Annotated in this window: 20 protein-coding genes; 12 read left to right on the forward strand and 8 right to left on the reverse strand. The window is 43.5% G+C overall.

Annotated elements, in window-relative coordinates; genetic code table 11:
- The first annotated feature begins 80 nt into the window (after positions 1–80).
- The 6 genes from HMPREF9444_RS05150 to HMPREF9444_RS05175 all read left to right on the forward strand — a co-directional run bounded on the left by HMPREF9444_RS05150 (position 81) and on the right by HMPREF9444_RS05175 (position 7,640).
- Positions 81–1,949: a sigma 54-interacting transcriptional regulator gene (locus tag HMPREF9444_RS05150; protein WP_009143323.1), complete on the forward strand. Its 1,869-nt coding sequence runs from the start codon at positions 81–83 to the stop codon at positions 1,947–1,949.
- Between the two features lie 204 nt (positions 1,950–2,153).
- On the forward strand, positions 2,154–3,203 hold the full coding sequence (locus HMPREF9444_RS05155; RefSeq protein ID WP_009143324.1) for a C4-dicarboxylate TRAP transporter substrate-binding protein: 1,050 nt from the start codon (positions 2,154–2,156) through the stop codon (positions 3,201–3,203).
- Between the two features lie 68 nt (positions 3,204–3,271).
- Positions 3,272–3,772, forward strand: coding sequence for a TRAP transporter small permease (locus HMPREF9444_RS05160; protein WP_009143325.1), 501 nt, complete (start codon positions 3,272–3,274; stop codon positions 3,770–3,772).
- Positions 3,773–3,774: 2 nt separating this feature from the next.
- On the forward strand, positions 3,775–5,061 hold the full coding sequence (locus HMPREF9444_RS05165) for a TRAP transporter large permease (protein WP_009143326.1): 1,287 nt from the start codon (positions 3,775–3,777) through the stop codon (positions 5,059–5,061).
- 17 nt (positions 5,062–5,078) lie between these two features.
- Positions 5,079–6,104 carry a zinc-binding alcohol dehydrogenase family protein gene (locus HMPREF9444_RS05170; RefSeq protein WP_009143327.1) on the forward strand — a complete coding sequence of 342 codons (1,026 nt, stop codon included), beginning with the start codon at positions 5,079–5,081 and terminating at the stop codon, positions 6,102–6,104.
- Positions 6,105–6,161: 57 nt separating this feature from the next.
- On the forward strand, positions 6,162–7,640 hold the full coding sequence (locus tag HMPREF9444_RS05175; RefSeq protein WP_009143328.1) for a tagaturonate reductase: 1,479 nt from the start codon (positions 6,162–6,164) through the stop codon (positions 7,638–7,640).
- Positions 7,641–7,726: 86 nt separating this feature from the next.
- Here the strand turns inward: HMPREF9444_RS05175 and HMPREF9444_RS05180 are convergent, their stop codons facing one another.
- The gene (locus HMPREF9444_RS05180) at positions 7,727–9,811 is read right to left on the reverse strand and encodes a hypothetical protein (protein WP_009143329.1); all 2,085 of its coding nucleotides are present in this window, start codon (positions 9,809–9,811) and stop codon (positions 7,727–7,729) included.
- Between the two features lies 1 nt (position 9,812).
- Entirely contained in the window at positions 9,813–10,691 is an 879-nt protein-coding gene (locus HMPREF9444_RS05185) for a hypothetical protein (protein WP_009143330.1), read from the reverse strand.
- Positions 10,692–10,809: 118 nt separating this feature from the next.
- On the opposite strand from HMPREF9444_RS05185, the gene HMPREF9444_RS05190 reads away from it, so the two are divergent.
- Positions 10,810–11,361: a PD-(D/E)XK nuclease domain-containing protein gene (locus HMPREF9444_RS05190; RefSeq protein WP_009143331.1), complete on the forward strand. Its 552-nt coding sequence runs from the start codon at positions 10,810–10,812 to the stop codon at positions 11,359–11,361.
- A 77-nt stretch (positions 11,362–11,438) separates the two neighbouring features.
- Here HMPREF9444_RS05190 and HMPREF9444_RS11335 read toward each other — a convergent pair whose 3' ends face one another.
- The 6 genes from HMPREF9444_RS11335 to nudE all read right to left on the reverse strand — a co-directional run bounded on the left by HMPREF9444_RS11335 (position 11,439) and on the right by nudE (position 17,689).
- Positions 11,439–12,233: a reverse transcriptase domain-containing protein gene (locus HMPREF9444_RS11335; protein ID WP_320410105.1), complete on the reverse strand. Its 795-nt coding sequence runs from the start codon at positions 12,231–12,233 to the stop codon at positions 11,439–11,441.
- 4 nt (positions 12,234–12,237) lie between these two features.
- Positions 12,238–12,543 (reverse strand): reverse transcriptase domain-containing protein, encoded by a 306-nt coding sequence (locus HMPREF9444_RS11340; protein WP_148514369.1) that lies wholly within the window; start codon positions 12,541–12,543, stop codon positions 12,238–12,240.
- A gap of 780 nt (positions 12,544–13,323) precedes the next feature.
- Positions 13,324–14,706 (reverse strand): argininosuccinate lyase, encoded by a 1,383-nt coding sequence (gene argH / locus HMPREF9444_RS05200; protein WP_009143335.1) that lies wholly within the window; start codon positions 14,704–14,706, stop codon positions 13,324–13,326.
- 128 nt (positions 14,707–14,834) lie between these two features.
- Positions 14,835–16,064, reverse strand: a complete 1,230-nt coding sequence (locus HMPREF9444_RS05205; RefSeq protein ID WP_009143336.1) for an argininosuccinate synthase — start codon at positions 16,062–16,064, stop codon at positions 14,835–14,837.
- Between the two features lie 21 nt (positions 16,065–16,085).
- Positions 16,086–16,991 (reverse strand): ornithine carbamoyltransferase, encoded by a 906-nt coding sequence (argF, locus tag HMPREF9444_RS05210; RefSeq protein WP_009143337.1) that lies wholly within the window; start codon positions 16,989–16,991, stop codon positions 16,086–16,088.
- 131 nt (positions 16,992–17,122) lie between these two features.
- Positions 17,123–17,689 (reverse strand): ADP compounds hydrolase NudE, encoded by a 567-nt coding sequence (gene nudE / locus HMPREF9444_RS05215; protein WP_009143338.1) that lies wholly within the window; start codon positions 17,687–17,689, stop codon positions 17,123–17,125.
- Between the two features lie 78 nt (positions 17,690–17,767).
- Here nudE and hslR point away from each other — a divergent pair, with 78 nt between their 5' ends.
- The 5 genes from hslR to HMPREF9444_RS05240 form a co-directional block, all read left to right on the forward strand.
- Positions 17,768–18,166 (forward strand): ribosome-associated heat shock protein Hsp15, encoded by a 399-nt coding sequence (gene hslR / locus HMPREF9444_RS05220; protein ID WP_009143339.1) that lies wholly within the window; start codon positions 17,768–17,770, stop codon positions 18,164–18,166.
- 14 nt (positions 18,167–18,180) lie between these two features.
- Positions 18,181–19,068, forward strand: a complete 888-nt coding sequence (gene hslO, locus HMPREF9444_RS05225; RefSeq protein WP_009143340.1) for an Hsp33 family molecular chaperone HslO — start codon at positions 18,181–18,183, stop codon at positions 19,066–19,068.
- A 17-nt stretch (positions 19,069–19,085) separates the two neighbouring features.
- Positions 19,086–20,300: an MFS transporter gene (locus tag HMPREF9444_RS05230; protein WP_009143341.1), complete on the forward strand. Its 1,215-nt coding sequence runs from the start codon at positions 19,086–19,088 to the stop codon at positions 20,298–20,300.
- Between the two features lie 111 nt (positions 20,301–20,411).
- Positions 20,412–21,149 carry a pyridoxine 5'-phosphate synthase gene (gene pdxJ, locus HMPREF9444_RS05235; RefSeq protein ID WP_009143342.1) on the forward strand — a complete coding sequence of 246 codons (738 nt, stop codon included), beginning with the start codon at positions 20,412–20,414 and terminating at the stop codon, positions 21,147–21,149.
- A 214-nt stretch (positions 21,150–21,363) separates the two neighbouring features.
- The coding region (locus HMPREF9444_RS05240) for a hypothetical protein (RefSeq protein WP_198002761.1) at positions 21,364–21,719 on the forward strand (356 nt) is incomplete at its 3' end.

A 21,719-nucleotide genomic window follows, 5' to 3' on the forward strand; every position in this document is an offset into this window, starting at 1 on the left:
TACTATGCTAAAATTTTTACATATTTAAAATAATTACAGCGTCATCAATCTCACAAAAGCGCAGATAAAAAACGAAGATCATGGATAACATTTTAATTGTCGCACCTTTTAAGCATTTAGCCCAATTGGCACAAAGAGTTCTTGCCGAGATACATATCGACATACCTATTGTCGTAGGCAACGATCTGGGAGGATTCGACACTTTAGCATTAAATTATCCTGACGCCAAAATTTTCATCAGCCGCGGCGGTTCGGCCAAAGCTTTACGGCAAAAATTTCCCGATCGCGTCGTAATTGATATCTACGCCTCCTTTTATGACGTTGCAATCGGCATTGAAGCGCTGATACGCAGAGGATGCCGCAATATCGGCGTTGTAACGCATGACAACATTATCGGTATGACGTCTGCCGACATTTCTTTCGGTATCGAAAAGGTTACGGTCATACCGTGTTCCAATGCCGACGAAATCGTGCTTGCCGTAGATCACTGCATCAAAAACGGTGCCGACGGAATAGTAGGCTGCGTTGCCGCGGTAAATGCCGCGCATAAACATCATATCCAGTGTGAATACATCGACTCGGATTTTTTCTCAATGCGCCGGGCAATCTTTGATGCCATCGCCGTTGAAAAAACTTTACATAATCAAGAGCTGATGATTCAGCAGCTAAACAGTCTTATTGACAATATCGAAGAAGGCATCGTCATCTTTGACAATAAACAGCTTCCGATATTTTTCAATGACGAAGCCGTCAAGATTTTTGAAAATATCCCCAAAGAACAATGGTGTACCAAGATTGCCAAGTATCTCGATAAAATTCATCCGCACCCGCACGTCATTACAATCAGTAACCGGCAAATCATCATTCACACTTTTGAGTTAAGACAAAATGCTGACGAAAGCCACTATCTTGCTATTATGCAGGAAGGGGCACTTATTGAACAATCGGAAAAAGCTATAAGACTTGCCTCTTATGCTCAAGGACTTTATGCCAAAATTCACTTTTCCGATTTACTCTTTGTTGATCCGATAATGATTGACGTCGTAGAGCTTGCCAAAAAATTTGCCAAATCCGATTCCACAGTTCTAATCACCGGAGCCACGGGAGTCGGTAAAGAAGGTTTTGCCCAAAGCATTCATAACGCAAGCTATCGATGCAACAAGCCCTTTGTGTCGGTAAACTGCGCCTCTCTTCCCCAGGGGCTTATAGGCAGTGAGCTTTTCGGCTACGTTGACGGAGCGTTCACCGGGGCAAGGCAAACCGGCAAAAAAGGACTATTTGAAATGGCGCAGGGAGGAACTATTTTCCTTGACGAAATAACCGAAATCCCGCTTGAATTTCAAGGTCAGTTTTTACGCGTACTGCAAGAACGTGAAGTTATGCGCATCGGCGATGATAAAGTTATTCCTCTTGATATTCGGGTTATCTGTGCTACCAATAAAAAGATTCTGCCTTTATGCGCTACAGGCAAATTCCGTTACGACCTATATTATCGCATCAATGTGTTGAAACTCCGTATTCCACCGCTTAAAGAGCGTATCGGAGATATCGTGCCTTTATTTATAAGATTCGTAGCTGCTGAATTAAACTGCTATGAAGAAGAAGTGGTTATCGACAAAGAAGGACGACAATTGCTTACGGATTATCCGTGGCCCGGAAACGTACGTGAGCTTAAAAATATCGCCGAAGCATGCTCTTTTAACGGGCCGCACATACGCACTTCCTACCTAAGAGACTGTTTTGACAATAACGAAAGCGAAAATGAAAGCAATGAAGATTACGAAACGCTGCGGATCCCTAAAGATGCAAGTCTTGATACCGTATCATCTATTTACATCAAAAAACTGCTGAGTATTCACAACATAAAAGAGGTCTGTCAAATATCAGGACTATCCCGATCTTCGCTCTGGCGTAAACAAAATAAACTGTTTACCGACAAAAATAGCTAAATGTGAAGTTTAACCACTTTTTCTGTTTCAGGATGAAACATTATGAAACAGAAAATATAATTGATTTGTTTCAAATTAAAACAAACGTTTTCAACAGTCCCTTTCTATCAACGTTTTTAAAAGTTGGCACGATTCTTGCTTATTACTTAGTATCAGCTCCACTGATATTTATACAAGTAATTTAATAAAAGAGAGGGACTACCCATGCTGAAATTTAAGTTTGCTCTGACTGCTACAGCCGCAGCTTTAATCGCATTATCAGGATGCGGCGGTGATGACTCCGCAAAAAGCAATTCCGAATCAACTGCTACTGCGGCCGCCGCACCTGAGCCCATCATCTTACGCGTAGGATATGAAAACCATCCCGGAGAACCTTTTGATCAGGGATGCCAAAAATGGAAAGAGTTGTTAGAGCAGCGTTCTAACGGCACAATGAAGATTGAACTTTATCCTTCAAGCCAGTTAGGTTCTAAAGATGACATCATGGATCAGATGGTAGCCGGAGAGCCGGTCTGCACCTTGACCGACGGCGCTTTCTACTATGACCGCGGAGTCCGTGACATGGGTATCGTATTCGGACCGTTCCTTTTTGATTCTTGGGATCAGGCTTTTAAATTAAATGCCAGCCCCTGGTATCAGGAACAGTCGAAACTGCTTGAAGAAAAAGCCCATATCCATATCGTTTCAACCGATTGGCGTTACGGCGCCCGCCACACTTTAACCACCAAGCCCGTTAACAAACTTGCCGACTTCCACGGCTTAAAGGTTCGCGTTCCTACCAACAATATTCAGGTTAAAGGCTTTGAAGTATTAGGGGCAACCCCGACTCCGATGGCTTTGGGCGAAGTTTATACCTCAATCCAACAGGGAACCATCGACGGTGTGGAGAACCCGCTTGCCGTACTTTATAACGGTAAATTCCACGAAGTTGCCAAATACCTGCTGCTTGACGGACATGTCTATAACGTAACCAACCTCGTTGTCGGCGTTGATTTCTGGAACAGCTTAACTGCCGATCAGCAAAAACTCTTAAAAGAAACCTGCGATGAAGCCGGTAAATACCAAAACGGCGTTCAGGAAAAAGCCGAACAGGAAATACTTAAGAAATTTGCCGATGAAGGCGTAACCATTACCGAGCCGTCAGAAGAATTCAAGAAAGAGCTTAAAGATGCTGCTATGAAGTTCTACTCTTTACCTGACTTCAAAGATTGGACTCCGGGCCTTTACGATACTGTCAAAAAAGAAATGCAGTAATGCCTTAAATCACCGTCTGCCGTTTTTGCAGACGGTTTAAAAACCTTTTTAATTTAGAGAAATTGACTATGGATAATAAAAAAATTCTAGCCAATCTGGACATGGTTTGCGCCGGAATTGCGCTTGTCGTGCTGATCGTAGTCACGTTCGGCGGCGTAATTTTCCGCTACCTGCTTGACAGCCCGATCATTTGGGCAGAAGAAGTTCAGTTATGGTGTTTCTTGTGGGTAACCTTCTTAGGCTCCGGTGCCGCATTCCGTTACGGCAGCCATGTAGCCATCGAAATCGTTTATGAACTGCTGCCTAAAGCTGCCAAAAAGATCCTTGACGTAATCATTTACGTCATCGTCATGGGTATTTTGATATACCTCTTAATCTTAGGCGGCGATCTGCTGGCCCTTATGGTCAAGATCGGCAAGACCACCAGTATCTTGCAGATCCCGATGTGGTTTATTAACGGCATCATTCCGGTAGGCTGCATTCTCATGATGGTTAGCTATACCTATAGTTTTTATCAGGGTTTCTTTGTAAAGAAAGACGAAGCCCCCGCAGTAAGTAAGGAGGCCTAATCATGGATTTTGCAGTAGGTTTCAGTTCCATTCTCATGCTGGTACTGCTCTTTATGAAAGTACCGGTATTCATCGCAATTTTAGGTGCCGCAGTATCTTACTTTGCGATGCATCCTGAATTAAGCCAGGCGATTTTGGTACAGCGCGTACTTGCAGGCTCACAATCAATTCCTTTGCTTGCCATTCCGTTCTTCGTCTGCGCCGGCGTATTCATGAATTACACAGGCGTAACCAAACGTATCGTCGCATTCTGTGAATCAATTGTCGGCAACATCATAGGCGGAGTCGGTCACGTTACCGTCTTGGTTGCAACTCTCATGGGCGGATTGTCAGGCTCAAACCTTGCCGATGCCGCAATGGAAGCAAAAATGCTGGTTCCTGAAATGCGCAAGCGCGGTTTCTCCAATGCTTTCGCTTCCGTTTTAGTCGCAACCTCAGCAATTATCACCCCGCTAATTCCGCCCGGAATCGCGATGATTATTTACGGCTCAATTGCCAACGTATCTATCGGTAAATTGTTTATCGCAGGCATCGGCCCGGGTCTTATCCTCTGCGTTGCTCTGATGATCTTGGTAGGATTCGTTTCCTACAAGCGCGGCTATCGTAATCCCGTTCGCGTTGACACCTCACCAAAGCGCATTTGGACTACCTTTAAAGGTGCTTTCCTGCCTTTATGCCTGCCTATCATCATTATCGGCGGTATCCGTATCGGCGCATTCACCCCGACAGAAGCCGGTGCCGTTGCCATCATTTACTCTTTGATGCTGGGTATTGTCTACCGTGAAATGCGCTTTAAAGACATTATCGTCGGCATTAAGGAAACCATTTTAACCTCCGCAAGCATTATGCTGATTATCGGTGCCGCATCCGCTTTTGCCTGGGTATTGACCCGTGAAAAAGTTCCTCAGTACTGCACTCAGCTCTTTATCGACCACTTGAACAACGCCGTTATCTTCCTGCTTATCGTGAACGTATTCCTCCTTATCGTCGGTATGTTCATTGAAGGCAACGCCGCTATGATCATCTTGGTTCCGCTGCTTGCTCCTTTAGCTCACCATTTCGGCATCAACGAAATCCAGTTTGCAATGGTTGTAATCTTCAACTTCGCAATCGGAGCCTTGTCGCCGCCGATGGGAACGCTGATGTTCGTAACTTGCTCCATCACCAAGTGCCCGATGGGTACCTTCATTAAAGAAGCAGTTCCGTTCTACATCCTGCTCGTCATTTGCTTGCTGCTTTTAACTTTCGTACCTGTATTCAGTACCGGTCTTGTTGACTTGATTTACTAACTAGAGGTTTTGCTTAAATGAAGACAATCATTATTCCTGAGCCGGGTAAAGTTGAAATTATTGACACCCCCAAACCTACTCCTAAAAAAGGTGAAGCACTGCTGCGCGTATTGCGCGGCGGAATCTGCGGATCCGATTTGGGAACCTATAAAGGAACTTTTGCCTACGCATCATATCCCCGTATTCCGGGACATGAGTTCTCTGCCGAAATCGTAGAGATAAACGGTGATGCTCCTAACCTTAAAGAAGGCATGGTCGTAACCTGCAATCCGTACTTTAACTGCACCAAGTGCTATTCCTGCCGCCGCGGTTTGGTTAACTGCTGCGAGCACAATGAAACTTTAGGTGCCCAGCGTGACGGCGCTTTCAGCGAATACGTTGCAATGCCGATTGAACGCATTTATGACGGCAAAGGCCTTGCCCCTGACGTTTTAGCCGCAATTGAGCCTTTCTGCATCAGCTATCACGGAACCGTTACCCGCGGTAAAGTCAAAGCCGGAGATAAAGTACTGGTTATAGGCGCCGGCACAATCGGTGCATTAGCCGCAGTAGCCGCTAAATCACAGGGTGCCGAAGTCTATATTTCCGACGTTGCCGAAAAGAAAATGCAGTATGCAGTTGAAAACTTTGGTCTTGACGGCGGCATTTTAAATGACGGTGAAGGCTTTATCGACAAGTGCTTTAAAGCAACTGACGGTAACGGCTTTGACGTTGCCATCGAAGCTGTCGGACTTCCTTCAACTTTCCAAAGCGCTGTTGACGCAGCCGCATTCGGCGGCCGTGTCGTACTAATCGGAGTCGGTAAAAAGAATCTTGATTTCAACTTCACCTTATTGCAAAAGAAAGAGCTTAACGTATTCGGCTCCCGCAATGCCTTGAAAGTTGATTTCTTAAACCTCATCGATTTGGTTGCAAGCGGTAAGGTTGACTTACGCAAAGCAATTACCAATACCTATGCCTTCAACGATGCTCCTAAAGCCTTTGCAGACTTTGCAGCTCACGGAGCAGATATGTTGAAAGTAGAAATCGATTTTACCAAGTAACAACTGCTTTAACGGGGGTCTTAGGCTCCCGTTATTTTTTAGGCATAAGGAATTTTTATGGAAACTTTAAATCTTCAAGTAAAACCGCAATATAAAAGCAATTTACCGATTAAGGTAATGCAATTTGGCGAAGGCAACTTCCTGCGCGGTTTTATTGATTGGATGGTTGAAAAGCTGAATGAGCAAAACTTATTCAACGGCCGCATTTTAGCTTTACAGCCGACTCCGCGCGGACGAGTCGTACCGAAATTACTTACCCAAGATTGCCTTTACACCACTGTTTTACACGGAGTTGTTAACGGTAAAGACACAGAACAAATCGAAATCGTAAATTCCATTGCTAAAGCCAAAAATCCCTACACCCAATGGGAAGAAATATTAGAAGACGCCTGCTCTGCAGATTTACAGTTTATTTTTTCAAACACAACGGAAGCCGGCATCACTTATATCAAAGAAGATTTTTTATCAAAAGAAGCCCCTTTATCCTTTCCTGCCAAATTAACCGCAGTTTTATATAAGCGTTTTATGCACTATAAAGGGCAAAAAGGTTCAGGCCTTGTCATCATGCCGTGTGAGCTTATTGACGACAACGGCACCAAGCTTAAAAATATCGTTTTACAGCACGCTAATGACGCTGATTTAGGTGCTGATTTTGTCAGCTATTTAAATAACGAATGCATTTTCCTGAATACTCTTGTCGACCGCGTGGTTTCAGGATATCCGACAAACGCCGAAAAGTACTTTGAAAAAATAGGTTATAAAGATGAACTTATGACTTGCGGCGAAATCTTCCACTTCATGGCTATTGAAGGTGATGACAAAGTAAAAGAATTACTGCCGTTTGCTCAGGCAGGTCTTAACGTTGTCGTAGATAAAGACATCACCAAATACCGTTTAAGAAAAGTACGTATTTTAAACGGCGGACACACCTCAAACGTACCGGCAGCTTTCCTTTCGGGTCTTGAAACCGTTGATGAAATGATGTTTGACGAAGTCACCGGCAAATTTGCTAATGAAGTTATCTATAATGACATCATTCCTGCAGTAAATCTTGATAAAGCAATGCTTACATCCTTTGCCGATGATGTGGTCAATCGCTTCAAAGACAAATCCATGCATCATAAGCTTGCTTCAATTTTGATGAACTGCACGTCAAAGATTAAAGCTCGCGTTCTTTCCACCGTAAAAGATGCAAGAGCAAAAGACATGCTGCCTAATCGTCTTTGCTTCTCACTTGCCGCATATCTGATGTTATACAAAGACACCGCAGGTGTTCCCGTACAGGTAAAACGTGCAAACGGCAAGACCGGAGAGTTTGTTGATGACGAGCATGCAGTTTCTGTCCTGGTAAAAGCCTGGTCTTTATACCAAGGAACTCAAGACAGCGCGGTAGCTGTTGCCGACGCGGTATTCTCCGACACTTCTTTGTGGGGTGAAAACATAGCCTCCGATACCCCATTAATGAATGAAGTCGGTAAATTGCTGCATCAGGCAATAAGTACCGGGGTAACAGCTACCATGCGCACTCTTATTTAATACCTAAGCAAAGGCACTTATTAAAGGCATCGCAAGATGCCTTTTTTATACAGCAAAATCCTCTTATAAACTGGTTTGTCTTTCAATTAACCGCGAACCACGAAAATTGCCTTGTCGCGGGCGTCTTTAATTGCCTTTGCTATAACCGAGTCAAACTCAAGAGCATCAACGTAAGCTGATTGTTCACCTGCTGTAGAGATATTAGAAGGCATAGTGGATTTGGCGGTATCGGCTTCCGTAATACTCAAATTTTCAAATTCAGCCGAGGATACACGCCTTAAATTATTAGGGATCTGAGTAATCTCCTCCTCAAAAATCCTTAACTCATTTTCAGCAAGACCAGTACGGCACAATGAAATTAAATTATTCGCTTCCCTAGTCTGCAAATAAAGTTTAGAAACAAGCGATACCGTCAATTCGCGCTCTTGAACGCTCATGCTTTCAAATGTCTCGTGCTCATTAAGCACAGGGGCATTACCTAAAATATTAACTTGGGCATCTTTTACAGCCGAACACAAAGGAACCAACTGTCCGCCGGCTACTGAACATGCCGCTTGATAAGCATCTGATTTGCTATCTTCGCTGGCAACTCCAAACAGCAGAGAACTGGCATTTTCAAGGCAATCGCTTAACCTGAACAATCTTTGCAAAGACTGAGCTCCTGCAGTAAAGCCTAAAAATACCATTGCACATTTAAGGGTAGTGGAATAATCCTGAGCCTCAGGTGAAGGAACATAATTAGGCTCATTAGGATGTGTAGCCTTTTTGGACTCTTTAGCGGACTCTCTTACCTTTTCTGCAAGCTCGGATATTTTTTCATTAATTTGTGAAGGTCCTGTTGTATTAATTTCTGCAAGCAATTCAGAAAGCTCGGCCACAGATTTCATGAAAAACTCAGGCATAACTCTCATTTTTTCGCAGAAATTTACAATCCTGGATGCAGTTTTATCGTCTATGGGTACTGAAACCTTAAAAGATTGAGCCAACTGCTTAATCTTGTTGATTGCAGTTTGTGCTGAAACCTCAGGCTGCAATGACGCCGTACGGACGGCTGCTCTAGTTTGCAGCTCATTGACATCATTTGGATTTTGACCGTCAGTAACAGCAGGTGGCGTTACCGCCATTGCCGCTTGAATATTTTGTACAAAATCCGCAGGGGACTGCGAGCGTCCGCAGATAGACAGCATGGTTGCCACACTCGTGGCCACATCCTTAGGATCGTCTCCTTGTTCAATACGCTGCTGCGCTACCTCAGCAACTTTTTGATAAAAGTTAACGGCAACCTTACCTAAAAGATTACTGTATTCCTCACCCTTGTCTCCTTTAAGTCCTTTAGGGTCAGCCAATAATTCACACATGCGGTCAATATCTTGTCGATCAAGGAAAAGTTCCACAGAATCGGGATTTGACATAATATAAGAATTAAGACCGGTAATGACGCTTTCCTCGCTCGTCAGTTGTTTTTCAGCCCACTGGAGCAGCTGCGCTCCATCTTTAACTGCGGGCTCCTGAGTTCCGGGTGCGGCATTTTGCGCTGCCTGCAATTCTCTTTGATGCTCAGCTTCCATCTTTTGCATTAAAACGAACTCGCGCGGCCCCATTGTCTTACCGTGAAAATAAATATTGTCAAAACCGACTTGACTCTTACATGAAGACAAAATCACGGCTCTGGATATTCGTGTGTCTGTCATCAGACGGCTGCTGTCTAAGGCTTTCTGTACATCCCCGGTTTTGATTTCTGACTCGGGCTGTACGATCCTTGACAAATTTCCCCAAACCACACGGCTATATTCAAACTTGCTGTTCATATCGCCAAGATTTGAGGATGCTATATTTTTCATCACATACTTAGCGACGACAGTTTGTAAAGCAGAACAAAATTCCGCGTTTTGTTTAAAGTCTTCCAATCTATCTAAAGCTCTTTGCTCTCTTTGATATGCTATTTTTGCATCATGACCTTTAAACAGTCCTACAAAAAATCGAACGAAACTGTTATGACGGCGAGCCTCGGGACGGATAACGAAAATTTTGCCTTCATCATCAAGGGAGACTTTTCCGCCCTTGTTATTGACATCGGTTAGTGCGGAAAACTCCTCTTGGGAAAGCTCTCTTGAAGATAAATTGTCAATTTGCTGCAGCAAACTGCTGTCGGAAAATACTCGTTCTGTCATATTACACCTCAAGAAAATTCTGTCTTAATACTGATAAAACACTATCCTGCATGCTTTCATCTACTGCAGAGTCAGTCGAAATTTCTTCACTTTTAATGCTTTGTTTGTAAACGGACACAGCATTTTTCGCATCTGATGCATGGTTTGCAAGAAATGATGAAAAATCCTCAGGAGCAAAATCAGGAGCACAAATAATGCTTTCAAAATAAAGCGCATTGCCGCGTACGACAAATCCCTTTAAAGCATTGAATGCAGCATTATTTGCGATACTTTGCACAAAACCCGTACCTTTGACATCAGAAGCGATAAGACTTACAAGATGCACGCTTTTATTTGACTCTATAAGATGAATTAACACCGAAACGTCGTTAAAAGCGATACAAAAACCGAGACTTGCAAGAACCTCCCTGGAAATTCCGGCGTTTTTGAGCCATTTCTCAAAATCAAACTCACGGTAGGCTTCAACTTTATCTAAATAGGCTTGCGAATCTTCGATCCCGCTCACTGCCGCACCGACACGCAACAGTGCCTGCATAAAATTAAAAAAGGATCCGACGTCGCAATCATTTAGACAAATAGCGGCATAAAAACCGATTGCGCCTGTTTTGTCGTCAATAATTATAAAACCGTACTCTCCTCCCCTATTTCTTAACTTATTGCGAGTATTTTTAATTAAGCTTAAAGTATCATCGCTGCTTTTATCAAAAGCCATGATCGCTTGGGCATATACCCTATCTTCCAAAGCTATTTCATTTAAAACACAGAATTTACCCGCAAGCGTTAAAACAAATTGCTTATCATCGCTTGCTGCCGCTTCTTTGATAAGTTCAGAAGGGAACGCCATCCTATCGGCATAAGCACGAATAAAATTTTCAAGCATTTAAAAACATCCGTAAAACACATAAACACCTTATTTGTTATCAGTATAGTGCATTAAAATAATTAATTTTTTAAACTACATCAAAAAAAAACAATAATCGGCAGATATTTTCATCACTATGCCCAAACAAATTCTTTTATCTCAAGCAGGCTATTTCAGTATTCACGAAAGTGACGGAGACGATCTTTATCTGCAAGTTCCCAATTTGGAAATTGACAGAGCATTATCCAAATTGATGTTAAAGTATGTTCTTAAAAGTGAGCAAAGTCCCAGTTCCAAACATGTTATTTCCACACTGAAAACTTTCAGCGCACAAAAAATTGCATCTTTGTTTACAAAAATTCTTCATGAATTTAGCTACACATCTAAAATTTTAGTTAATGAAAGTTTATGCAGAGACGCTATTTGGCAAGCACTTCTTTACAGTAAAGTAAATGTTTTACGTGAAAGTACCAATTTAAACGGCAGATCTGATTTGATTGCCATCATAGGAAACGATGCATTAATTTTTGAATTTAAATTAGCAAAAAGCCAAAAACAGCAAACAAATTTATTAAGAGAAGCAAAAAATCAAATAGAAAAACAAAAATACGGTCTAGAACTTCTTTCGGGAACAATGCTTCATTATTTTGCGTACATTATTGATGCCGAGAACCAAACTATCACTTAATAGGGTAGGGGATGGCGTTTAGCGCCTTGCCCCTCCCTCCGAACCGTGCATGCGGCTCTAACGCACACGGCTCCCCATTAGATTAGTACCACACTCTCTGTGTTTCTTTTGAGTGCGGCGATCGTTTGCCAGCCTTCCTTGTAGAGTATATTGTTTGTAAGAACGTGGTTTGACGTTTTGGCTCTTGCCCAGTATGTTTCGTGTGAGAACGCTATTTCTGCACACCTATACTCCATTTCGGGCTTATTATCGTGCATTCCCCATAGCTTTACAAAACGTGTCCAATTCCTTTTCCATTGCTTGAGATAAATTTGGCGTATTCTGCGTCGTATCCAGCCATCTTCACTTGCCCCGTAGGATTTACTAATGGCAGATCCGTAATAGTTTACCCAACCTCTCAGAATGGAATTGAACAGTTCTTTTGTAGCTTCGATGCCCCGGGGACACCTCCTGTCGAGCAACTCTCGCATTTTGTCGCGTAACTTTGCCCGACTCTTAGCGTGCACGATGGCTGTCCATGTGCCATTCCTGTTCTGATAAAAGCCAAATCCAAGGAATTTGACCTTAGGGCTCAGCCTGCTTACCTGCGTCTTTTCCTTATTTATTTGCAGGAAAAGCTTTTCTTCGATAAAGCGACTGATGCTTATCAGCACTCTTTCCGCCGCCCTTTGGCTTTTACACAAAATCAAAAGATCGTCAGCGTATCTGATGAAGTGCAGGCCTCTTCTATCCGGCTCTTGATCCAACTCGTTAAGCAGGATATTCGCTAATACGGGACTTAAGGCTGAGCCTTGCGGTAACCCGATTTGTGACTTGGTGCACTTCCCCTCTTCCATGATTTTAACTCTCAGCATTCTGCTGATTAGCCTCATCACTCTAGTGATCTTTGATTGTCTTGTAAAGCACCTGCAGCATTTTGCTATGGTTCACGGTGTCAAAGAATTTTCTCAGATCCAAATCTATAGCGTAAGTATATCCTTCGTTGGCATACTTTAGCGCTTGATTTATGGCTGTACGGCATCCCCTTTGTGGGCGGAAGCCGTGACTGCCGTCTGAGAATTGACTCTCATATTCATCCCGCAGGACGTTTGCCACTGCGGCCTGTACCGTCCTGTCCACCACTGTTGAAATGCCTAGAGGTCGCTTTTCACCGTTGGGCTTTGGTATGTATACTCTTTTGATTGGCTGCGGTTTGTATGTACCGCCTTTTGATGGACTCCGTCAGCTTGTACGGGTGGTCATAGAACCACTTGACGAGCTCTTTTGTTTTGATTCCGTCTATTCCTGCTGCCCCTTTGTTCCTGCGTACTGCAAGCGCGGCTTCTTTCAGGTTTCCGTACCCGAGTATAGCTTCTAAGGTTACCACCTTCTTGATCCTCGTGCTACTTGTTTGCTGTGTGCTCGTGTCTCCGCTCCTTTCCTCCTGCTGACGGGGTTTTCCCACCGCTTCCGCCGTTATACGTTCGGTTTGCAGGCAGATTAGGTTTCCTTTGTTTTCGGCGGTTTTCATCTTCACGTGCAGTTTTGCGCGCTTTTGCACATCTAATGTTTCGGCCCTTCGCTGATACTCACAGCTACTATGACCACATCTGACTTCTGCCGGTTCGGCTTTACCTATAGCGTTTTACGCTACCTGTCAGACCTCCGCGGGTAAGCGACACTAATCCTTAACTCGGCTCCGCCGCATTTACCGTTTCGTCTTACGTTACAGATTTGGGTTACGTCTTGTTTGGCAGACTCTCCCGACTTGGCGGCCTGATGCGATTTCTATTCGTCGGAGCGCTTGAGTCATGCCATCACACTGCTTTCAGCCAATGCCTCACGGCATCCACCTTGTGCTAGGCTTCGATCTTGCCCTGTACAGCCGATCCGAGGACTTTCACCTCCTGGATTGTGTGCATGCCGCGCACACCAAATAACAAACGGCGCTCAAAAGGCGCCGCTGTTAATTTGACTAAAATTTTACATGCGAGCTTTAACTTTTGCAGTTAGCGCTTCAATTTCAGCTGTGGTCTGATTGAAAGCGACACCGCCGATGACATCACGCTTCTTGATAATATTGCTAAGCTCTAAAGCCTCATAAACATCACCGCCGATGACATTATTAAACTGCTCAAACTCATCAACTGATAAATCTTCGAGAGCTTTACCTTTTTGAATTGCATACAAAACGGTACGTCCGACAATGGAATGAGCTTCACGGAAAGGAACGCCCTTACTTACAAGATAGTCAGCAAGCTCTGTTGCGTTTGAGTATCCGCCCTTAGCCGCTTTAATTGCATTGGTCTTGTTAAGCTTGAGATCTTCAAGTACCAGCGCTGCCATATAGAGGCAGTCATGCCAAGTATCAATCGCATCAAACAAACGTTCTTTGTCTTCCTGCAGATCTTTATCATAAGCAAGCGGCAAAGCTTTAACGGTTACCAGCATGCCGGACAATGCGCCGACGACGCGTCCGCATTTACCGCGAATAAGCTCTAAAGCATCGGGATTTTTCTTCTGCGGCATTAATGAAGATCCTGAGGTTACCTTGTCGGACAATTCAATAAAATTGGCCTCGCCGCTGTTGTAAATAATCAAATCTTCAGCAAAACGGGATAAATGAATCATGGAAATTGAAGCGCAGGATAACAATTCCAGAACATGATCGCGATCCGACACGGCATCAAGACTGTTGCGTGTAGGACCGCTAAACCCTAAAGATTTAGCTAATTCTTCTCGATCAATTTTATAAGCCGTTCCTGCTAAAGCCGCAGAGCCTAAAGGGCAAACATTCATTAACTCGCGAGCATTTTCCAATCTGGCATAATCGCGCTCAAACATCTGAGCATAAGCCATGAGAAAATGACTGAAAGTAACCGGCTGAGCACGCTGCAGGTGGGTATAGCCGGGGAAAATATCTCCCTCATGACGCTTGGCGCAATCCAAAAGAGTTAATTGCAAATGATTAATTGCCTTTAAAATCTCATCCACCGCCCCGCGGCACCAAAGTTTTAAATCTAAAGCTACCTGATCGTTGCGGCTTCTTCCGGTATGAAGCTTCTTACCTAAATCGCCGACCTTTTCAATAAGGCGTCTTTCAACATATGAATGAATATCTTCATCTCCGGCAACGGCAACCGCGTGCAGATCTTTACTGACTTCTTCTTTAAGATCTTTTAAAGCCTGCTGTAAATCAGCGCATTCTTTTTCCGTAAGAACACCGACCTCACATAAAGCTTTGGCCCAGCCTACCGATCCGTCAATATCTTCAATTGCCATACGATAATCAAATTTTAAAGAATCGTTGAAATCTTTAAATCTCTGATCAGGTCCTTGAGTAAATCTGCCGCCCCATAAAGCCATAACAAATAATCCTGTGTAAATAAAACGAAAAAAGCCCGACTCTCTTTTTTAGTCAGGCTCTATTTTGACATACCCTTCATTCTATTGCGAAGGGAAAATACGTCTTTTTAGGCGTATCATCTCCTAAATTACTGCTTACGCTGCTGCTCGTTTAAAGCGCGGATGCGTGAAGGCAAAGAGTACAAACGGATAAAGCCCTCAGCGTCTTTCTGATCGTAAACCTGGTCAGCACCGAAAGTTACGAAATCAAAGTTAAAGAGGCTGTTAGGTGAATCCTTCTGAATAACATCGATATTGCCCTTGTAAAGACGAACAACGACTTTACCGTTAACGTCTTTTGCAATCTCGTCAGCAGCTGCCATCATGATTTCGCGCAAACGGGTAAACCAGCGGCCGTCATAAACGAGCTGGGCAAAATCAATTGCCAAATGTTCACGATACAAGCGGGTATTCTTATCTAAAACCAGCTGTTCAATAGCGCGAAGAGCCTTGTAAATAATGGTTCCGCCCGGAGTTTCATAGCAGCCGCGGGACTTCATGCCGACAAGACGGTTCTCGGTAATATCAACACGACCGACACCGTGACGTGCACCGATTTCATTTAAGAAGCTGATAGACTCAAACGGAGTCATGTCTTTACCGTTAATCTTGGTAACGACGCCTTTTTCAACGGTAATTTCAACAGTTTCAGGAGTATCAGGAGCCTTTAAAGGATCGGTAGTCCAAACCCAAACATTCTCAGAGGCAGGATTCCAAGTGTTTTCAAGCTCACCGCCTTCGGTTGAAATATGAAGAACGTTGGCATCACGGCTGTAAATCTTCTTTAAAGTGGTCTTGCACGGGATATTACGCTCGTTTAAATAAGCAAGCAGCTCCTCACGAGACTGCATATCCCAAATACGCCACGGAGCGATAACATCAAGCTGCGGAGCCAAAGCGGCAACGGCACTTTCAAAACGCACCTGATCGTTACCTTTACCGGTAGCGCCGTGAGCAATCGCATCTGCACCTTCTTCAAGAGCACAAGCAACCATAGCCTTGGCAATAACCGGACGAGCGATTGCGGTACCTAACATGTAATCGCCTTCGTAGATAGCACCGGTCTTGAAGGTCTCGTAGACATAATCACGAACAAACTCTTCGCGTAAATCCTTAACAATGCACTTTGTTGCACCGGAGGCTTTGGCTTTATCTTCAATACCGTCCAAATCCTCACGCTCCTGACCTACGTCAGCAACGAAACATACGACCTCACAGCCGTAGTTCTCTTTAAGCCAAGGAACGATAGTTGAAGTATCAAGGCCGCCGGAATAAGCTAAGACAACCTTTTTATACTGTTTCTTCTCATGCTTTAACATCTTTTATTTCCTCAAAAAGTCTTAGCCGACAAGTTTTGCCAGCAAAGCCATATGAATATGCAGACGGTTTTCCGCTTCATCGAAAACTGCTGATTTCGGGCCGTCCATAACCGAGTCGGTAATTTCGTAACCGCGATGAGCCGGCAGACAATGCAAAACAATCTTAGCGCCTGATTTTTCTACCATTTCATCATTAATCTGGAACGGCATATAAAGCTTTCTCACGCTGTCAAGCGGAGTGTTATCACCCATAGATACCCAAGTATCGGTATAAATGACGTCAAATCCTGATATTTTAGAAGGATCGCTTAAAACTTCAAGTTTTGAACCGTTCTTACGGGCAATTTCAGCTGCCTTATTAAAAATCTGAACATCAGGTCCCTTGCCGAGAGGACAGAAACATGTAACGTTCACGCCTAAAATAGCACCGGCTACAAGCAAAGAATTAGTTACGTTATTACCGTCGCCTAAATACGCAAGCTTTGTACCCTTAATTGATCCCAAATGCTCCCCTACGGTCATATAATCGGCCATAGCCTGGGCCGGATGATATAAATCGGATAAAGCGTTAATCACGGGAACGGATCCGGTTGCCGCTAACTCTTCTAAAGTTCTTTGCAAAAATACACGGCCGATTAAGCAGTCGGTCCAGCGCGAAAGATTACGGGCATAGTCAGCGATAGTTTCACGTACGCCTAGTTCTCCGCTCTGCTCGTCAAGATAAACTCCGTGACCGCCTAAGCGGAACAAAGCAAGTTCAAAAGTGGTTCGGGTACGTAAAGAAGGTTTTTCAAATAACAAAGCTCCGGCTTTGCCTTTTAAGGTGTCAGCGTAAGCTTTAGGATCTTTTTTCATTGATGCGGCGGTATTGATAATATCAAGATACTCGTCTTGAGAAAATTCAAAACCGGTTAACAAGTGGCGCATACTGTACTCCTAAAGGAAAGTAGCAAAATGCAAGCTTTTAGGCTGCGTCCTAATTTTAAAGACGGCAATAGACCGTCATCTAATCTAAAAAATGTAAAAGAAAATTATAGGGCAAGAAACAGAACAAATAACTAGATTGCACCAATTTCATGCAAAGAAAGTGCCAATGCTCCTATAGATCGTGCTTCCATAAGCGGAGAATCAACGTCAAAAAGTAAATTTTTAGCTTCTTCTATCGATACCTTAATAATATCAATAGGCTCGGGCTCATCACCTGTAAGCTTGCACGGATACAGATCTCTGCACAAAAACACGTGCATCTTAAGCTCAAGCATGCCGGGAGCTACAGTCATAGTCCTGCGCAATCTGGTAAGACGCTTTGCCCCGAAACCTATCTCTTCTTCAAGTTCTCTTACGGCAGCCTCTTCCGGAGTCTCTCCCTTATCTATCTTTCCTTTGACAAAACCTAAAGAGTAACCTTCAAGCCCGCAGGCATACTCGGAACTTAATAAAAAGTGTGTTCCGTCAAAGGGAATGCACATCACGGCCCCCGATCCGCCGCAAATTTTTTCATAAACGGTTTTAGTACCGTTAGAAAACTGCAAATCCAGCTCTTCTACCGTAAAAATTCTTGAAACTTTGTGTTTGCGCCTTCCTAAAATCTGCGGAGGATTCTTTTTTAACGCGCTAAGATTCATAACGCTATCCCTTATTTTAGATTTCACTTATACTTCACATGTCAAATTAACACATTTTCAGGTTGAAGATTAAACTAAGTGAGCGAAGAAAAAGAAAAAACGGTTCGTATCGATAAATGGCTGTGGGCGGCGCGTTTTTATAAAACCCGTTCTATAGCAAGGCAAATGATCGAAGGCGGAAAAGTTGATTACAACGGGGCCCGCGCCAAACCAGCGCGACCTGTTGAAATAGGTGCAGTAATAAAGCTTCTGCAAGGTAATGCCCGCCGCGAAATCGTGGTATTAGGCATTTCCGACACCAGAGGTCCTGCAAAGGAAGCTCAGCTTCTTTATAAAGAGACGGAAGAAAGCATTAAGCGCCGCGAAGAAATTTCCCGAATGAATAAAGAACTTGCACTTATCAATCCGCGTCCTGACACCAAACCTAATAAAAAAGAACGCCGCGCTCTAATCAACCTTAAACAAAACGGTTTTTAAAAAGAGGATTAAAAATGACCGAAGTCTTAAATCAAGATACTCAAAATAAAATAATTCGTTTTCTTTTTGAAAAACACGGGGTTCGCGGTGAAATTATGCAGATGGATACCCCTTGTTTTAAACTTTTAGAACACCATAATTATCCCCTTTCAGTAAAACAGCTTTTAATTGAGCTTGCCTGCTCGGCAATTCTTATCGGTTCAACGCTTAAAGCCAACGGTCAAATCATGGTACAGATTTTAGGCGGTAAGGGAGATCACGCCATAAAATACGCCTTAATCAACATCGATAAAGATTTGTCGTTTTACGGCAGTGCCGCTTTAATTGAAGGCAACGATTATGAAGGGGAGCTGAGTTTTAAAGATATCTGCGGAGAAGATGCCGTCCTGGTTATTTCCGTTTTCCCTGAAGACGGCAATAAATGGCAAGGCATCGTAAGCCTTGATACCGTAAGCCTTGCCAAAGCCCTGGAAGGCTACTTTAAAAATTCGGAGCAGCTTGACACCACTTTCTTTATTTATGCAAATGCTAAAGAGCATAAAGCGGGTGCTATCATGCTGCAGATTATCCCTGAAATAAAGGATAACCATCTGTCGCTTGAACATTTGAGTACCCTTTGCTCAACCATGACATATGAAGAAATCACATCACTGTCTTTATATCAAAATCTTCATAATCTTTTTGTTCAAGAGGAAGTAAAGGTTTTTGATCCTAAGGAAATTCAATTTAAATGCGTTTGTTCGCGCGAACGCTGTGAAAGAGCATTAAAAGGTCTGCCTCGCACTGAACTTGAAAATCTTATTTCTGATAACGGTACTTCCATGACCTGTCAGCACTGCGGTAAAATTTATAATTTTACTAAAGAAGATTTGGAAAAAATGCTTTTAACCGTATCTCAGTAAAATTTAAGCTACTTTTTATGAAAGCAACTGTTACCGCCATCAGCCTTCCTGCAGCCTCATGGTCGAATGTTTCAATCATGAGCCTTTCTCACTTTACAAGTGACTTTTTCTGTAACGTCCTGCCAATCATGCTGCCGATTCTGGCTGCCCGTTACGGAATTTCCTACTCCCAAAGCGCGGCTTTGTTCATGGTATTCTCAGTTTCAACCAACTTCCTGCAGCCGCCTATCGGTATCTGGGCAGATAAAAAACCGGTAAATTATCTGATGCCTTTATCGATTTTAACCGGTGCTTTTTTTGCCAGTATCGTGGGATGGAGTCCCAATATTTACGTTCTTATTTTCATCATTCTGCTTTCCGGTATCTGCAGCTCGGCTTTCCATCCGATAAGTGCGGGGATTGTTCATGATATTTCGCCAAAACGCTATCAGACATTTGCAACCAGTATTTATATAGCAGGCGGCAATTTAGGCTTTGCCATCGCGCCGCTCATCATTGCCGCGTTTATCGAACAATTTACCGACAAGAGCCTGCCGGCTCTGTTCCTATTGGCGCTTATCGTTTCTCTGATGGTATATAAGCAAAGGCTCTATGTCACACCGCCGCGCAATGACAGCGGCAACGGTCCGCAGATAAACTTAAAAAGCATCATAAAATCTAAACAGTTTATCTTTTTAAATACGTCTATTGCCCTAAGATCATGGTGCTACTGCGCTTTAGTTGTGTTCTTGCCGCTTTTGCTTACTGATCACGGCTACTCAACCGTTGAAAGCGGCCTTGCTTTGATGTGCCTTCTTGTAGGTACTGTCTTCGGAGGATTAGCGACCGGCGGTTTGTCAGACAAGTTCGGACTCAGATCTTTAATTATTTCCACTTATATCGTTACCATAATAGCTTTAGGCTTTTTCTTATGGCGCCTTGATATCTCGTTCTTATCCATGGTTGCCTTGTTTTTAGCAGGTGCCGGCATGTACGGTTCCACTCCTGCAGCTATTGTCTGGGCACAGCGTCTCTTACCCCGCAATGCCGCTTTTGCCGCATCAATGATGCTCGGCTTTACTTTCGGCATGGGATACGTTGAATCGGTAATTACCGGATTTGTCGGAGATATTTTCGGTCTGAGAATCGGAATGATTGCTACTATTTTTCCTGCGTTAGTTTTAGCTATCTTCATTATTCTGGCTTTAAAAGAACCTCCCAAGCCTGCCGATATTGATTTAAGCAAAAGTTAATCTCGCACTAACGGTGTATGAGAATTAAACTCATGCACCGTGTCCTTTCTTTTTACAACTTTGTTCTATAATTGAAAAAAATTTCTTCAATTAAAAAAACAGGCTACAACTATGAAAGAAATTTATTTAGGCGTAAACATCGATCATGTCGCAACCGTCCGCAATGCTCGCGGCGGCACCTATCCTGATCCCGTAACTGCAGCTGCTGTTGCCGAAATGGCCGGTGCCGACGGAATCACTACGCACTTACGTGAAGATCGCCGTCATATCACTGACCGCGATGTCAGAATTATTCGTGAAACGGTACAAACTAAATTAAACCTGGAGATGGCAGTTACCGATGATATTTTAGGTATTGCCGCAGCGCTTGCTCCGCAGGCTGCCTGCTTTGTTCCTGAACGCCGTCAGGAAATCACCACAGAAGGCGGATTGGACGTAGTCGGAGAAATGAACAAAATCGACGCAGCCATTCGTAAACTTGAAAAAGTCGGAACCAAAGTTTCATTGTTTATTGATCCGGTAAAAGAACAAATCGATGCCGCTTTAAAAGTAGGTGCGCCTTATGTTGAATTTCATACCGGTGCTTATGCTAATGCAGTAACCGATGAAGCAAGGACTCTTGAACTTAATCGTCTAAAAGAAATGGCTGCATATGCACATTCTTTAGGGATTCACGTAAATTCAGGCCACGGCCTTAATTACAACAATGTTGCTGCGATCGCTGCAATTCCTGAAATGGAAGAACTCAATATCGGACACAGCATCATCGCCCGGGCAATATTCACGGGTCTTGGCGAGGCGGTGCGTGAAATGAAACGTATTATGCGTGAAGCTCGCCACAACGCTTAACTCTTATTTACACACTTTGCCGGCGCTCATGCGCCGGTTTATATATGCTCCCAACATCACCTCAATTAACAAAATCCTTCAACATAGACAGAATTTAAACACCCAGTCTGTACAGAATCTTTATAGTTGTCACAAATTTACAATACTTTACTATATTTTCCCTAAGTTTACCCTTATAGAGTAAGTAATAGGCAAACAGCAATAGGAGACTTCTATGAAATCTTTTATTATAGCCGGAAGTTGCTCTTTACTTATATGGTCAGGATGTGCTTTTTCCTTACCATTAAGCGACATAAGCGATCCTGCAGAAAACATGCAAATCGTAAACAGTGTCGACTCATCCTTTGTAAAACTTGCCTTTTTACAAGAAAAAGACAATTTATTTGCAGATAGAAACAAGCGCGGGCATAAACCTCCGCCTCCTCCCAAACATAAAAAGCTAAAGCCAAAAAAACATCCAGACCACGGACCTAACTTTAAACCTGATAGAAGACCAGATCGCGGTCCAGGTGATCACCCGAACTTTAGACCTGACAGACGTCCTGACCGTGACCCAGGCGATCGCCCGAA

The organism is Succinatimonas hippei YIT 12066, assembly GCF_000188195.1.
GTDB classification, from domain to species: domain Bacteria; phylum Pseudomonadota; class Gammaproteobacteria; order Enterobacterales; family Succinivibrionaceae; genus Succinatimonas; species Succinatimonas hippei.